This is a genomic window from Zwartia vadi (genome assembly GCF_030410375.1).
Lineage (GTDB): Bacteria > Pseudomonadota > Gammaproteobacteria > Burkholderiales > Burkholderiaceae_B > Zwartia > Zwartia vadi.
Genome location: NZ_JAUHHE010000001.1, coordinates 16,097 through 30,869 on the forward strand (window position 1 = coordinate 16,097; position 14,773 = coordinate 30,869).

Genomic DNA, 14,773 nt, shown 5'->3' on the forward strand with positions numbered 1-14,773 from the left:
CCGAAAAGCCCCGCTACTTGCGGGGCTTTTGGTTTTTCCAGCGGCGATGTACCCACCACCACTGCTCCGGATGCCGCACGATTGAAAGTTCTAGTGCCTGATTGTAGGCACGAGTATTTTTGATAATTTCCTGACCGACATCGTCATCGAGGACAGGTGCGAGCGCAGGAAAAAATTTGAGCACGTGCGTGCCATCGGGCTCGCGCCAGGAGGCCGCAGGAATGACGGGGGCTCCAGTCGCCATGGCGATCACGGCCATACTTTTATAAGTACCCGCAGCGTGTCCGAAAAACTCGACTTCAATACCTTCCGGTCGGCGCGCATACTGGTCAAAAGGAAACACAATCGCATCACCGGACTCGATCGTTGAAACGATCTCTTCGAGTGAACCACGCCGTCCCACCACACCGAACCCTGCTTGATTAAAGCGGCGCGTTAATAAATCACTCAACCATTTGGGCTTAATCGGACGCCGAAGAAAATGAATCCGTCCTTTGACCTGAGGAAAATGCTCAATGCCCGCAACCGTGGAAACTTCGAAATTTCCGAAATGTCCTGTCAGAATCAAAATACCCTTACCTGCCTCGAATGCCTCGATCATGCCCGGAACACCCTCGACGCGCACGATTGATTTTTTACGCGCCTCGGATAAGAACCGAAACAAAATGAGCTCTTTGAGTAAGGTCAACAAATGTCCGTAATGCGCTTGGGCCAACTGAACGATTTGCGAATCATCCACATTGGCACCAAAAACGCGCTTAAGGTTTTCCAGGATGACTTTACGGCGGTACGGCAGCCACCGAAAAATAAAACGTCCGCCACGTGAGGGTTTGAAACTGCGTTGAATACGCAAAGCCACTGCAGTAGCCGTGGTTTCACTGTGCGTCAGCGAAATTTTAATTTCTTGTATGAGGTGACGACCCAATACGATCTCGGCCGCGGGCGTGACGGCAATATGCGGGGCGCCGTACTCATCTTTGAAAACCGAAAAATCCATCGCCGTGATGGTATTTAAAGCCGTCTCTTTTGGAAAAAGCTTCAGGCATGCTTCTTTTGCGGCGAATCTCGCTGCAAGGCTCGCCATTCGGCCTGGCCCGTCACCAGCCTCCTGAATCTCTCGTGCAGAAAAGAGTTTTTCAAGCTCACCCGGCATGGCCTCAACCAGTCGTGCAACCCGGGCGATCTCAACCGTATCGACCGCGCAACCATCTGGTAAAGGGCGATCCTCTGCAAGGGACTTCGACGCATCGTTTGGCTGCATCACGCCACTCAACGCTTAGCGTGCTGCACGCAGCAGCACGGCAGCGTTCGTTCCCGCAAAGCCTCGACACAACACGAGTAATACATCGCTGCGGGCTGGACGATTTTCTTTGCTGACATTCAAGCCTGCGCACTGTGGGGCAAGTTGATCAAGCGTTGCGATACCGGGTACAACATTGCGTCGACACGCCTCGAGCCCCAGTGACACATCAATCGCGCCAGAAGCGGCAAACAGATGACCAAGAGACCATTTAAAGCCTGTGACCGGTGGCATATCGGAACCAAACACATGTAACAGTGCAGCCGCCTCGGAGCAATCCGAACCTTGCGTGCCATTGGCGTGAGCAACGATCATGCCGACATCGGCAGGTTTTAAACCCGCATCAGCCAAGGCGCACTCAATCGCCCGACTCAGACCGTCGCCATCCGCCCGAACATCGAAGAGTCCTTCACCCTCTGAGGCATCGCCTCCACCGAGATATTCACCTAAAACCGTCGCACCTCGCTCACGAGCGGAAGCCTCCGTCTCAAGTACGAGCGATCCGGCGCCTTCACCAAGCAGGCAGCCATCGTGGCGCGTGTCATACGGACGCAATAAATCCTTGGAAATCAAACCTACCTTATCCAGATAAAGCAGTGTTTGCGGCTCGATCGGCGCATCGTGGCCGATTGCCACCACGCGCTGCGCATCACCCTCCCGCAAAGCCCAGGCACTCTCAATGACTGCAAGCAGACCGCTGGTCGTATGGTTCGTAATACAGCCATTAGGACCTTTAAGCTGATTGCGAATACTCACATGACAGAGCACGTTGTTTGGCAAGGAGCGCAACAACCACATAGGGTTGACCATATTGGAGAGCTCTTGACCAAACTTGGGCAAGCTGCCTCCAGTCTCGGCCATCAGCGGAAAGAAGTCGTAATTGACCTCGAAGGCGCCACCGCCCGAGCCCACATAACAACCCGTCTGATCGGCATAGTCGTTCGCTGTTTTTTCATCTAGCGTCTCACGCCAAGCGGGCAAGCCTGCTTGCTCGATGGCCTGCGTTCCGGCGTATATGCCAAACACATCCGAACGTCTGACTAATTTAAGCAGTTTGCGATCGCCCAACAGCTTACCGCCGTTGTAGTCCTTGACCTCGGCGGCAAGTTTGCCTGTCCATGTCTGGGCATCCCAGGCCGCGATGGGCGCCAATGCTGAATGCCCTGCAAGCAAGGCATCGACGATGCTAGCGGGATCTTGGCCCGCTCCACAAATCGCGCTATTTCCAGTGATCACGATACGGGTCATAACTATTACCGTCCTGCAGCAATCAATGCTGCGGTTTCTTCGGGGTGTCGGAAAGCCAGACAACTATTGCTGCCGCCGAAACCAAGTGAGTTTGAAAGCGCCATTCCGATACGTGCCGAACGCGGGACATCACGCACAATGTCAACATCGCAGTCTGGATCAAGTTCGCGCAGGTTGGCGCTAGGTGGCATCAATCCGTCGCGGATCGCCAACGCGCAAAAGCCCGCCTCAACAGCGCCCGCCGCAGCGATCAGGTGGCCCGTTACGCTCTTTGTTGAACTCACACCTACTTCTTTCGCGCGCTCACCGAACACCGCATGTACGGCCGCACACTCGCTGCGGTCGTTCATAGGTGTAGAGGTGCCATGCGCATTTAAATAATCGATATCGTTTTCGGTCGCACCCGCATCATAAATGGCGCGACGCATGGCTTGAATCGGTCCATCGCCAGAAGGATGTGAATCAGTGATGCGGTAAGAAGAAAGGGAATTTCCATCGCCAGCTAATTCGGCATAGATGGTGGCGCCACGCTGAACGGCGCTATTCCACTCTTCGAGCACAAGAAAGCCCGCACCTTCACCGAGCACAAAACCATTGCGCGTCAGATCAAATGGTCGGCTCGCGCGCTCAGGGGCATCATTGTCAGGAGACACAGCTGAAAGTAAACAAAAGCCAGACAAGCCAACTGGGGAAATCATCGAGTCAAAACCACCAGTCAAGACGCGATCCGCCACACCTCGACGGATTAACCGCAATGCGGTACCGATTGCCTGACCACCCGATGCACACGCGGTGTGAACAGTCGAGGCATAGCCTCGAATCCCAAAGCGGCGCAACAGCAACGAGACGCCGGCTGTGGAAAGGCTTCTGCTAAAGGCCATCACATCGTTGGCAACCGGCTCGGCCAGAATGGCGGCAGGTTCAAACTCGCCCTGAGGGGCAGCGGCTTGCTGAATCGCTGCGATTTCTTCGTGTGCGACGGTCATCATACCCGCACCGACCACGCAGCCCCAACGTGCGGCATCTTGTTGAGTCGGTCGGATGCCGGCATCGGCAATGGCTTGGTCCGCTGCACCAATCGCAAAACGATGCGCACGGCTAGCGTACTTCAGCAGTTTGCGATCATCCAACGGTGGCAGGTCATCAAACCCTTTGACTTCTGCAGCAATACGTGTGGAAAAACCAGACGCATCAAAAATGGTGATTGGACCGGCGCAGCCTTTAGCGGCTTTGATGCGCGCCCAAGTAGATGCCACATCCAAACCCGCCGGTGTCACCAGCCCAATGCCTGTTATCGCTACGCGACGTCTTGCGGTCATGCGGTTTCTCCGGTGTCAGGCACAAAATACATCTTTGCGCTTGCAATCGTGCGGCCCTCAGCTTGAGCACCGACTTTAATCAAAATAGTTTCGGCATTGTCCCGGCTAGCTTCCGCACGCTCGGCAAACAAAACAAGCGTGGCACCAGGGGCCGTGAACGCACGAACTTTTACATTCGTAATGCTTTGGACTCTGACAGGTCGCTCGGCTTGCGAGAGTGCCAAACGCTGCGCCAGTTGTAATTGAGCATCGAGCAAAAGCGTAGCGGGAAAAACCGGACGAAGCGGAAAATGGTCCAGAAAAAAATCGGCCGCTGCGGGTACAGATAAGTACGCCTCGCGTCGCAAGGGATCAGAACCTGAAAGATCCTCAAGAACCGGCGCCGGCACGCCTTTGAAAGCACCCGGCGTACGACCTGTCGTGGTTAACAACTGAAAATCTGCTCGCAAGGCATCCGGTGCATCAAACTCGTTGATGTCCAGCATTGACCCCAAGGTGTCACTCAACTCAAGGATCAACTGACCGTCGACCATTGCGCGCCCACGGTACTGGATTGACTCGGCATCGCAGGACTCAATGTCAACGATCAGCTCGAGCATATCACCTGCCCGCGGCAAACGATGCACACGCGTGTCACCGGCAAGTGCGGCAACAGGTCGATGTGTGAAGTGGACAACCGACATCGCTACCCAGGCAGCGAGCTGGCCGATCGCTTCGGCGACCAGACTCACTGGAAAGCGGGTAACGCCTAAAGGGATTGTGTAGAGGCCACGGACTCGTGTGATCCCTTCGATTTGAGTGATGCGATCAACAAACGAGAAAGCCGCGAAACGACCGGATTGACCTGCGCCGCTTTGATTACCTGTTGGCGAGGCCTCTGAGGCCCGCGCCATGGGCTCAACCATATCAGCCAGCGGCTTGTGACTCACGCTGAGCGCGGATCACGAGCTTGCAGAAGGTTTCGGGGGTGTACAAACGAGCGATGTGATCCACACGCATCGGTGTTTTAAAACGTGAGGCATCGATCTCGGACAAATATTCACGCAGACGGGCCAAACCCTTTTCGGTCAGAACGCCATTTTCCTCGAACTCGGAAACGGGCATGTCGCCACGCACATCCTCGATGATCTTGCCACGGGGAACTTTGATTTTGAACGCACGCTCAAGACGGAAAACCATATCGAGAAAGTCGATAGACTCCGCATCCAGTCCCTCAATGAGGGAAACATCCAGCTTGATGTCATCGACATCACAGCCAAGTGCATCGGCCATCGTTTTTTGGACGGTTGGAAAAACCGCCATGATTTCTTCTTTCGAGATGACTGCTTCAGCCATGATTTACTCCGTATGTGTGTCAGCGCGCGCTATTTTAACCCAACTATCAGGGAAATCCCGCCCTGCAAAACTGCTGTAGCAGGAGCAAGCCCCCTGCTTCAACCCATTTTAAAACCGCCATCGACATAGAGAATCTGTCCGGTGACGTATCCAGCCATGTCTGAAACCAAGAATGCTACTGCATTTGCAACATCTTGCGCCGCACCGTACCGTTTTAACAGAATGTTGCCTTTTACCTCGTCTTCGGCCAAATCACGCACTTGTTGGGACATCTCAGTCTCAATGACACCCGGGGCAACCGCATTGACCAAGATCTTGCGGGGCGCAAGCTCCACTGCCATCGCTCGCGTCAAGGCGTCAACCGCGCCTTTACTCGCGGCGTAATTCGCCTGACCGCGACCAGCTTTGGCGCCTGCGACCGAGGATAGATTGACAATTCGCCCGGCCCGCTGGGACATCATGTAGGGAATCACCGGACGGGTCACGTTAAAAACGCCACCGACATTGGTGTTCAGAACAGAGGAGATTTCCTCGTCTTCCATTGCGGCCATCAAGTTGTCGCGCACAATACCCGCGTTATTAACAAGGATATCGATGCGCTCACAACGGTCCGCGGTGGCCTCGACAGCTGCTGCGCAGGCCGCAGCATCGCTCACATCAACCTGCAAGGCGGTCACCTGACCGCCCGCAGCTGTGACTGCAGCCACCACTTCGTTGGCGGCAGCCTGATTGCCCTTATAGAAAAAAGTCACATTCACGCCCTCGGCGGCGAGTGTTTCAACAATCGCGCGCCCAATTCCGCGAGAGCCACCCGTCACGATCGCGACTTTTCCCGACAAACCTGATTTAAAAGTCATGATTTATTTAACCCGAAATGGCAAAACCACCGTCAACCACCAAAGTGTGGCCATTGACCCAGGCAGCTTCTGGCAAACACAACAGATAGACGGCATCCGCCACATTGGCAGGCAACAAGCTCGGACCTGCCGGGGTGCGGGCAGCAAACTCTGACAACACCTGATCCCGGTTGGGAAAGTGGCTCAAGGCATCCGTGTCAACCACACCGGCAGAAACCGTGTTGACGCGAATACCGCGTGGACCGAGCTCCTGCGCAAGCGTACGCACGAGTGACTCGAGCGCCGCCTTGGATGCACCGATAAATCCGTAATGCGGCATCGCACGCTGCGCACCAAGACTGGACATCGCAATGATGCGTCCCCCATTTTTCATGAGTGGCGCGGCGTGCTGGGCCAACAAGTTCACAGCGAAGGCATTGGTTTCCAGACACCAGCGAAAGTGCTTGAGCGTCATGTCCATCGCTGGCTTTAGCACACCTGAGGCCGCATTACTGATGACAATATCCAAATGACCAAACTCTTTGGCGATGACTTCAAACATTTCAGCCACACTGTCTGGCACGCCCACGCTCGCCTGAACGGCGATCGCTCGACGGCCCATCGCCCGCACCTCAGCGCAGACCGCCTCGGCCTCGTCAGAGCTGTTGTAGTAATTGGCAACAATATCGCAACCCGCGGAGGCCAATTTCAGGGCACACGCGCGACCGATGCCACGCGCGGCGCCGGTGACCAGGGCAACTTTTCCGGACAGAGGCAGACTCATATTTGGGATTTCACTTGAGGAAGAAAGTCAAAGTTTAACCAAGATCACAAAAAGCGACCAACAAGCACCTCAGAGAGGGTCAAGCCATCTTACAATGAAGGATTAGTTTGTCTATCGCTCACGCCAAAGGAATACGCATGTCCAAGCAGCCTCCAATGCCTACTATCCCCGCTGTGGTTTCCCAGTGGATTCACGGTCAGGCCGTCACTCACCCCGGTGCACGCACTCAGGACGTGTTCAATCCGGCGACCGGGCAAGCCACCCGCAAGGTCGAGCTCGCCAGCCTTGAGACTGTCAACGAGGCCGTCGCCAGCGCAAAAGCCGCCTTCCCCGCCTGGTCTGATACGCCCCCGATCCGCCGGGCGCGCATCATGAACAACTTTTTAGCCCTCCTCAACACACACAAAGACGAGCTTGCCTCGATCATCACGCAAGAGCATGGCAAAGTCTTTACCGACGCGCAGGGCGAAGTCATGCGCGGAATCGACATCGTTGAGTTTGCTTGCGGGATGCCACAGTTGCTCAAAGGCGACTTTACCGATCAGGTTTCCACAGGGATCGATAACTGGACCTTGCGCCAGCCTCTTGGTGTGGTTGCCGGCATTACCCCCTTTAATTTCCCATGCATGGTGCCTTGCTGGATGTTTCCCGTGGCGATCGCAGCTGGAAACTGCTTTGTACTCAAACCGAGCGAACGCGACCCGTCAGCCTCGATTTTCATGGCCAAGCTCTTTAAAGAAGCCGGTTTACCTGACGGCGTGTTTAACGTTGTCCAGGGTGACAAGGTCGCTGTCGATGGGCTGCTGGAACATCCTGACGTCAAGGCGATCAGCTTTGTCGGCTCAACGCCGATTGCTCAATACATTTACCAGCGGGGTGCCGACCTCGGCAAACGCGTACAGGCCCTGGGTGGCGCGAAAAACCACATGGTTGTCATGCCAGACGCCGATATCGAACAAGCTGTGGACGGATTGATTGGTGCGGCCTACGGTTCTGCAGGCGAGCGCTGCATGGCGATTTCAGTCGCGGTACTGGTTGGCAATGTTGCAGACAAAATCGTTCCCTTGCTTGCGGATCGTGCCAAAAAACTCAAAATCAAAAATGGACTTGAGCTTGATGCGGAAATGGGCCCGATCGTGACGCGCCAGGCCCTCGAACGCATCGAGGGTTATATCGACATCGGTGTCAAAGAAGGTGCCAAACTGGTCGTTGATGGCCGTGGTCTCAAGGTTCCCGGTCACGAGCAGGGCTTCTTTACCGGTGGCTCACTGTTTGACCATGTCACCCCCGAGATGCGCATCTACAAAGAAGAAATCTTCGGCCCCGTCCTGAGTTGCATTCGCGTCAAAGACTTTGCTCAGGCCGTTGACCTGATCAATGCCCACGAGTTCGGCAATGGCGTGTCTTGCTATACCCGTGACGGAAACGTGGCGCGCGAGTTCGGTCGTCGCATCCAAGTCGGCATGGTCGGCATCAACGTGCCGATTCCTGTGCCGATGGCTTGGCATGGCTTTGGCGGCTGGAAAAAGAGTTTGTTTGGCGACATGCACGCATACGGCGAGGAAGGTGTGCGTTTCTACACCAAGCAAAAGTCGATCATGCAACGCTGGCCCGAAACAATCGGCAAAGGTGCCGAGTTTGTCATGCCCACTGCCAAGTAATTGACGGGATCCGGGATGACAAAACGAGCAGTATGTTTGCTCAGCGGTGGTCTGGACTCGACCACCGTGCTGGCGATCGCACAACATGAGGGTTACGAAGTCTTCGCACTGAGCTTTCGTTACGGCCAGCGCCACTCTGTTGAGCTTGAAAAGGCAACGGAATTTGCGCGCGTCAGAGGAGTCTCCAGGCACGTCATCCTTGATTTGGATTTACGCAGCTTTGGCGGCTCAGCGCTGACAGCAGATATTCCTGTGCCCAAAGGGCACTCTGTCGATGACATCAGCACGGGGATCCCGATTACTTACGTCCCCGCTCGCAACACCATTTTTTTAAGTCTGGCGCTAGGTTGGGCCGAGGTTCTTGGCGCACAGGATATTTTTGTCGGCGTCAATGCGATGGACTACAGCGGCTACCCTGACTGTCGGCCTGAGTACATTGAGGCTTTTGAGCACCTGGGCAACCTCGCGACCAAAGCAGGCGTCGAAGGCAGACAACACCTTAAGATTCGCGCGCCGCTGGTCAAGATGACCAAAGCCGACATCATTCGGCGCGGCATGGAACTAGGCGTGGACTTCGCAGAAACGACGAGTTGTTACGATCCAAGTCCAGCGGGTGCGCCGTGCAAACAATGTGACTCTTGTTTGTTGCGGGCCAAAGGTTTTGCCGAACTCGGCTTGACCGATCCGCTTGACCTCAAGTTTCCTGGCTGAAATGAAATACATCCTTGCACTGGACCAGGGCACGACAAGTTCACGCGCAATTCTTTTTGATGCAAATGGGTCGATCGTCGACTCTGCGCAGTGCGAGTACGCTCAACATTTTCCTCAGCCAGGCTGGGTCGAACACGATGCCCGTGATATCTGGCGCACTCAACTCGACGTCGCACGCACACTGATCGAACGTTGTCCAGCGCCAGACAGCATTGCAGCGCTTGCGATCACCAACCAGCGGGAAACGTCACTATTGTGGGATCGACGAACGGGACAACCGATCGGTCCCGCAATTGTCTGGCAAGATCGTCGCACAGCCGATCAGTGCGCCGCCATGCGTCAACAAGGACTCACCGAACTGATCCAGGCCAAAACCGGACTTGTGCTGGATGCCTATTTTTCAGGGACAAAACTGGCCTGGCTGCTCGACAACATCGAGGGAGCCAGAATTCGTGCCGAACGGGGCGAACTCGCCTTCGGGACCATTGATAGCTGGCTCGTCTGGAACCTGACCGCAGGCGCCTCGCATATTACGGACGTCAGCAACGCTTCACGGACACTCTTATTCAACTTGCACTCACTGGAGTGGGATGAGGCGCTGCTCAAGCTCTTCAACATTCCACGCGCCGTGCTTCCAACCGTTGTGCCGAGCGCTGGTCAGCTTGCGCAAGCAGATGCCTCTGTGCTCGGTCTTTCGATTCCAATCACCGCGATGATTGGCGACCAGCAAGCCGCAACGTTTGGTCAGGGCTGTTTTGAACCCGGTATGGCTAAAAACACCTACGGCACAGGCTGCTTTATGTTGCTCAATACCGGCTCACAACCTGTCGCCAGTCGCAATCATTTACTGACAACCGTTGGCTGGCAACGTTCTGACGCACCTCACAACACGTTGCAAACAACCTACTGCCTTGAGGCTTCGGTTTTCATGGGTGGTGCGACAGTTCAATGGCTGCGCGACGGCCTGAACATCATCCAGAGCGCGCAGGAGGTTGAGGCGCTGGCACTGAGCGTGCCAGATGTAGGCGATACGTATCTTGTCCCTGCTTTCACGGGTCTTGGTGCGCCGCATTGGGACGGTCATGCGCGTGGCACCCTCATTGGAATGACGAGAGGAACGACTAAAGCACACATTGCCCGCGCAGCGCTTGAGGCGATCGCCCTTCAAGTCGCGGATGTGTTTGAAGCGATGGAAAAAGATGCTGGTTTGACCTTGAAAGAATTACGTGTCGACGGTGGAGCTTCAAAAAACAATCTGCTGTTGCAGATGCAAGCTGATATCTTGGGGGTACCCGTTGTGCGTCCGCAGATCGTTGAAACGACTGCACTGGGTGCGGCCTACCTCGGTGGTTTGGCTGCAGGACTCTGGTCAAGTACGGATGCGATCTCCAAGCTTTGGCAAGAAGACAGACGTTTCCAACCACAGTGGTCCAGCCAAGAGCGTCAGGTCAAACGTGCGCGCTGGCGCCAAGCACTTGAGCGTGCCAAATCCTGGTCTCAGGACTAAACTGTGCTGATGACTACACCCGAAATCACGTCATCAGACAAAAGCCCCTCCGACGGCTATCCCTCTATTGCGCCCATCGCGACAGAACGTGCCAAGATGCTCTCAGGGCTGGAGACCAGTCAACCCTTCGATCTGGCAATTATCGGAGGTGGCGCGACTGGACTGGGTCTTGCACTGGATGCTTCAAAACGCGGTTTTTCAGTCGTTTTAATCGAGGCGAATGACTTCGCCAAGGGGACCTCCTCGCGCTCCACCAAGCTTGTCCATGGCGGTGTGCGCTACCTCGCGCAAGGCAACATCTCGCTTGTCTACGAAGCGCTGCATGAACGCGCCACTTTGCTTCACAATGCACCGCACCTCGCGCGTGCCTTGTCGTTCATCATGCCATGCTACCGCATCTGGGAACAGGCTTTTTATGGCGCAGGCCTACTGTTGTACGATCTGCTTGCCGGGCGGCGCAGCTTGGGACGTACACGCTTTCATGGCGTGGCCGCCACGCAGTCAGCCTTACCCAACATTAAGCCAAACGGGCTGAAAGGCTCAGTGCAATATTGGGACGGACAGTTCGATGACGCAAGACTCGCCATCGCCCTAGCCCGGACAGCCGCACAACACGGCGCCACGGTTCTGAACTACTGTCGCGCGGTTGAGCTGCTCCATGACACGGATAATCGGGTGAACGGGATTCTGGCACAAGATGTCGAAACCGGACTGCCCTACACCATACAAGCGTCATGCGTCGTCAATGCCACAGGGGTCTGGGTCGATGAAATTCGTCAACTTGATGACGAGGCCCGTGGCCAAACAAGCCAGGCCATCGTCGCTCCCAGCCAAGGTGTGCATATTGCGGTGGATCGCGAGTTTCTGCCTGGCGATCAGGCGCTAATCGTCCCGCACACCAGCGATGGGCGCGTACTGTTTGCAGTGCCATGGCTGGGCAAGGTGATATTAGGCACAACGGATACGCCCAGGCACGACTTAAGTCAGGAGCCAGAGCCTTTTCATGAAGAGCTCGCTTTTATATTGCGTGAAGCCGGACAATATTTGCAGCGCGCGCCCACACGTGCGGATATCAAAAGTATCTGGGTGGGGTTGCGCCCGCTTGTCAAACCACCCTCCGATGCCGCCGGCAACACTAAAAAAATCAGTCGCGAACATACGGTACTGATCAGCCCAAGTCAGCTTGTCACTGTAACGGGTGGAAAGTGGACAACCTACCGCGCTATGGCAGACGATGTCATCAAACACTGCATGCAGGCAAAGCTTCTTGAACCCAAAGCATCTTGTTCGACAGAACACCTCACTCTAGTCGGCGCGCAAACCGGACAAACTGTCGAGCATTCCCTGCATGAAGCACCCGGACTGGCTGCCTATGGTGATGAGGCCTCCTTTTTGCAATCACTGCCAGGTGCGGACCGCATGCTTGGCGGTGGTCTCACCGCCGCCATGGTTCGGTTTGCTGTCCGTTACGAATATGCGCGCACAGTCGAGGATGTGCTTGCCAGACGCTCGCGTCTCTTGTTTCTGGATGCGCGTTTAGCCGCCTCTGTAGCGCCCCTTGTCAGCCAAATCATGGTCGAGGAAACGGGTCAAGACGCAGGCTTGTCAGACTTCCTGACGCTTGCGCAACACTACCTCACCTTGCCGGACGATAAACGCTCGCTCACGCCTCAGTGACGTTCGGCATCCTCAAGAATCAGATCCGACCCGCGTTCGGCAACCATCATGACGGGAGACTGTGTATTGCCCGAAACCATCGCGGGCATCACTGAAGCATCGACAATTCTCAAGGCTTTGAGTCCATTGAATCTCAGTCTGACGTCGACAACAGCTTGCGCATCCGAGCCCATGCGACAGGTACCGATCGGATGATAAATGGTTTGCCCATTGGCCCGTCCAAACTCCAACCACTGTTCGTCCGTTTGGACCTGAGGCCCCGGACTCATTTCAAAATCTATGTAATGCGCAAGCGCAGGTCTGCTAATAATCTGTCGCGCGATTTTCATTCCATCGATCAAGGTTTGTCGATCCTCCTCGGTTGCAAGGAAGTTGGGACGGATCGACGGTCCCTGCAGGGGATCATTAGACTTGATATGAATACTACCTTGAGAGGTCGGGCGTAAACCTGCCACGCCCAGCGTCATCCCGGGGGCATGATCCAATTTGCGGATCGCCGCATTCGCATAACTCGCATGCATAAAGAAATATTGCACATCAGGCGTTGCAAGTTGCGGCTGTGTTCTGACAAAGCCATGCACCAGACCTGTTCCAAGCGTCAATAAACCTTTACGGCGCAGAAAGTACTGAAGCGCGGCAATACCCACACGCCAGCCTTGCGCCAACTCATTTAATGTCTGTGTGTTTTTAACGCGCCAGTTCATCCGGGTGGCATAGTGATCAATGTAGTTTTCACCCACACGCGCAGCAGCGTGAACCACCGGAATGCCCAGTTTATGCAACAAAGCAGGATCGCCAATACCGGATAACTCAAGCAGCTGTGGTGTCTGAACAGCACCCGCAGCAAGAATCACTTCGCGTTGCGCAAAGACTGTATGGGTACCCGAAGCGTCACGGTAGGTCACACCCGTACAGCGTCCCTCTTTCACGTTGAGTTTGGTCACCAGGGCTTGGGTACGAATCGTTAGATTTTTGCGTTGACGAGCCGGGTTGAGATAGCCCTCGACCACGCTCCAGCGTTGCCCGTCCTTTTGAGCCACCTGATAATAACCAAAACCCTCTTGATAGCGACCGTTGTAGTCCTGATTGATTGGTTGCCCATCCTCGGCAGCGGCCTGCAGCAAGGCCCGCGTCAGTGGATAACGCTCGCTCACCTGATGGATATGCATCGGTCCAGTTTTACCCCGAGTGTCTCCACCGGGCAGATAGGTTTCCATCTTTTTAAAATAGGGCGCAACGTCTTGAGCTGACCAACCTGTCGCCCCAAGCTTAGCCCAGTGGTCATAATCTTGGGGCTGACCATGCACATAGATCATGCCATTGATCAAACTCGAACCACCCAGACCCTTGCCGCGCGGAATCGCGATTGTCCGCCCATGCGTGTTTTCCTCGGGCTCTGTTTCAAAACGCCAGTTGTAGACAGGATCATTCAGCAATTTGGTGAAACCAGCTGGAATCTTGATCCACATGCTTTTGGGCTCACCCCCGGCCTCGAGCATCAATACCGTGTAGCGACCATTCGCCGACAGACGATTCGCCAGCACGCATGCTGCCGTGCCGCCTCCCACGATCACATAGTCAAATTGTTCCATTACTTCGCGACCCCCATGAAGTCCGCCATTAATTCAATCTGACACTCCAGCATAGGCAAACCATACTGAATCCTGCATCCTTTGGCTTGTGCCGCCTGCAACAGAGGCGTCAGCGCGGGCGTCATGATGATTTCCGCCACGATTTGTTCCGCGTGTAAATCACTTACCTCAAACGGCAAGGGATCGTTCGGTTTCATCCCCAGAGAGGTGGCATTGATCACCAGATCGTAGCCGAGAGGACTTGCGCCTACGGCAGCCATCGCGACTTGTGGGTAAACACCTTTTAAGCGTGTGATGATGTCTTGTGCTTTAGATTCGGTCCGGTTGTAAATGTCCAGGCAGGCGACACCTGCATCGGCGAGCGCGAAGGCAATCGCTTTGGCAGCACCACCGGCACCACTCAGATACACTCTCAAACCGGCTGGCTCGATCCCATGTTGACGCAAACCGCCCACAAACCCTTTGCCATCCAGAATGTCGCCAGAAAGACTGCCGTCAGGATTGCGACGTATGATATTCACGGCTCCCACCAAGCGAGCGGCCGGCGACACATCATCACAAAGATCCACCATTGCCGTTTTATGTGGAACAGTGGCGATCATTCCTCCAAAATTCAACACACCTCTCAAAGCCTGCACAAAAAGGGGTAAATGTTCAGAGGCAACATGCATGGGAACAAGAACGCCATCGGTCCCTCTTTTCTGAAAAACTTTGTGCATCGTCTGGGGAGTCTTCACCTGCGAGACTGGATCGGCCACGATGCCATAGAGTCGCGTATTACCTGTAATTTCCATCATAATGTC

13 protein-coding genes are annotated in these 14,773 nt (G+C 55.1%); 4 read left to right on the plus strand and 9 right to left on the minus strand.

All coding sequences use genetic code 11. The annotated features are described in order from the left end of the window. Positions 1-13 precede the first annotated feature (13 nt). The 7 genes from QWY27_RS00085 to fabL form a co-directional block, all read right to left on the minus strand. A complete protein-coding gene (locus QWY27_RS00085; protein ID WP_290194056.1) occupies positions 14-1,261 on the minus strand; it encodes an LpxL/LpxP family acyltransferase in 1,248 nt (415 codons plus the stop codon). Positions 1,262-1,276: 15 nt separating this feature from the next. Continuing rightward, entirely contained in the window at positions 1,277-2,548 is a 1,272-nt protein-coding gene (locus QWY27_RS00090) for a beta-ketoacyl-[acyl-carrier-protein] synthase family protein (RefSeq protein WP_290193738.1), read from the minus strand. 5 nt (positions 2,549-2,553) lie between these two features. Continuing rightward, on the minus strand, positions 2,554-3,867 hold the full coding sequence (locus QWY27_RS00095) for a beta-ketoacyl-[acyl-carrier-protein] synthase family protein (RefSeq protein WP_290193739.1): 1,314 nt from the start codon (positions 3,865-3,867) through the stop codon (positions 2,554-2,556). Then, positions 3,864-4,796, minus strand: a complete 933-nt coding sequence (locus QWY27_RS00100) for an ApeI family dehydratase (RefSeq protein WP_290193740.1) — start codon at positions 4,794-4,796, stop codon at positions 3,864-3,866. Before QWY27_RS00100 ends, QWY27_RS00095 begins: the two co-directional genes overlap by 4 nt. Then, a complete protein-coding gene (locus QWY27_RS00105) occupies positions 4,774-5,202 on the minus strand; it encodes an acyl carrier protein (protein WP_290193741.1) in 429 nt (142 codons plus the stop codon). Before QWY27_RS00105 ends, QWY27_RS00100 begins: the two co-directional genes overlap by 23 nt. A gap of 98 nt (positions 5,203-5,300) precedes the next feature. Beyond that, entirely contained in the window at positions 5,301-6,059 is a 759-nt protein-coding gene (locus tag QWY27_RS00110; RefSeq protein WP_290193742.1) for a 3-oxoacyl-ACP reductase family protein, read from the minus strand. A gap of 7 nt (positions 6,060-6,066) precedes the next feature. Then, complete coding sequence (gene fabL, locus QWY27_RS00115; RefSeq protein WP_290193743.1) at positions 6,067-6,822, minus strand: enoyl-[acyl-carrier-protein] reductase FabL; 756 nt, start codon at positions 6,820-6,822, stop codon at positions 6,067-6,069. Between the two features lie 155 nt (positions 6,823-6,977). On the opposite strand from fabL, the gene QWY27_RS00120 reads away from it, so the two are divergent. The 4 genes from QWY27_RS00120 (at position 6,978) to QWY27_RS00135 (ending at position 12,378) form a co-directional block, all read left to right on the plus strand. After that, entirely contained in the window at positions 6,978-8,483 is a 1,506-nt protein-coding gene (locus QWY27_RS00120) for a CoA-acylating methylmalonate-semialdehyde dehydrogenase (protein WP_290194057.1), read from the plus strand. A 15-nt stretch (positions 8,484-8,498) separates the two neighbouring features. Beyond that, complete coding sequence (gene queC / locus QWY27_RS00125) at positions 8,499-9,194, plus strand: 7-cyano-7-deazaguanine synthase QueC (RefSeq protein ID WP_290193744.1); 696 nt, start codon at positions 8,499-8,501, stop codon at positions 9,192-9,194. A gap of 1 nt (position 9,195) precedes the next feature. Continuing rightward, positions 9,196-10,701, plus strand: a complete 1,506-nt coding sequence (glpK, locus tag QWY27_RS00130) for a glycerol kinase GlpK (RefSeq protein ID WP_290194059.1) — start codon at positions 9,196-9,198, stop codon at positions 10,699-10,701. A 96-nt stretch (positions 10,702-10,797) separates the two neighbouring features. After that, complete coding sequence (locus QWY27_RS00135) at positions 10,798-12,378, plus strand: glycerol-3-phosphate dehydrogenase/oxidase (RefSeq protein ID WP_290194062.1); 1,581 nt, start codon at positions 10,798-10,800, stop codon at positions 12,376-12,378. Here the strand turns inward: QWY27_RS00135 and QWY27_RS00140 are convergent. Both QWY27_RS00140 and QWY27_RS00145 read right to left on the minus strand, forming a co-directional pair. Continuing rightward, entirely contained in the window at positions 12,372-13,970 is a 1,599-nt protein-coding gene (locus tag QWY27_RS00140) for a GMC family oxidoreductase (protein ID WP_290193745.1), read from the minus strand. The genes QWY27_RS00135 and QWY27_RS00140 overlap by 7 nt on opposite strands. Continuing rightward, positions 13,970-14,767, minus strand: coding sequence for a shikimate dehydrogenase family protein (locus QWY27_RS00145; protein WP_290193746.1), 798 nt, complete (start codon positions 14,765-14,767; stop codon positions 13,970-13,972). The genes QWY27_RS00140 and QWY27_RS00145 overlap by 1 nt, the downstream gene beginning before the upstream one ends. Between the last annotated feature and the right edge of the window lie 6 nt (positions 14,768-14,773).

Coding starts and splice junctions, on each gene's coding strand:
- QWY27_RS00135 (WP_290194062.1), top strand. CDS start 10,798: ATGCTCTCAGGGCTGGAGACCAGTCAACCCTTCGATCTGGCAATTATC.
- queC (WP_290193744.1), top strand. CDS start 8,499: ATGACAAAACGAGCAGTATGTTTGCTCAGCGGTGGTCTGGACTCGACC.
- fabL (WP_290193743.1), bottom strand. CDS start 6,822: ATGAGTCTGCCTCTGTCCGGAAAAGTTGCCCTGGTCACCGGCGCCGCG.
- QWY27_RS00105 (WP_290193741.1), bottom strand. CDS start 5,202: ATGGCTGAAGCAGTCATCTCGAAAGAAGAAATCATGGCGGTTTTTCCA.
- QWY27_RS00095 (WP_290193739.1), bottom strand. CDS start 3,867: ATGACCGCAAGACGTCGCGTAGCGATAACAGGCATTGGGCTGGTGACA.
- glpK (WP_290194059.1), top strand. CDS start 9,196: ATGAAATACATCCTTGCACTGGACCAGGGCACGACAAGTTCACGCGCA.
- QWY27_RS00145 (WP_290193746.1), bottom strand. CDS start 14,767: ATGATGGAAATTACAGGTAATACGCGACTCTATGGCATCGTGGCCGAT.
- QWY27_RS00110 (WP_290193742.1), bottom strand. CDS start 6,059: ATGACTTTTAAATCAGGTTTGTCGGGAAAAGTCGCGATCGTGACGGGT.
- QWY27_RS00120 (WP_290194057.1), top strand. CDS start 6,978: ATGCCTACTATCCCCGCTGTGGTTTCCCAGTGGATTCACGGTCAGGCC.
- QWY27_RS00085 (WP_290194056.1), bottom strand. CDS start 1,261: ATGCAGCCAAACGATGCGTCGAAGTCCCTTGCAGAGGATCGCCCTTTA.
- QWY27_RS00140 (WP_290193745.1), bottom strand. CDS start 13,970: ATGGAACAATTTGACTATGTGATCGTGGGAGGCGGCACGGCAGCATGC.
- QWY27_RS00090 (WP_290193738.1), bottom strand. CDS start 2,548: ATGACCCGTATCGTGATCACTGGAAATAGCGCGATTTGTGGAGCGGGC.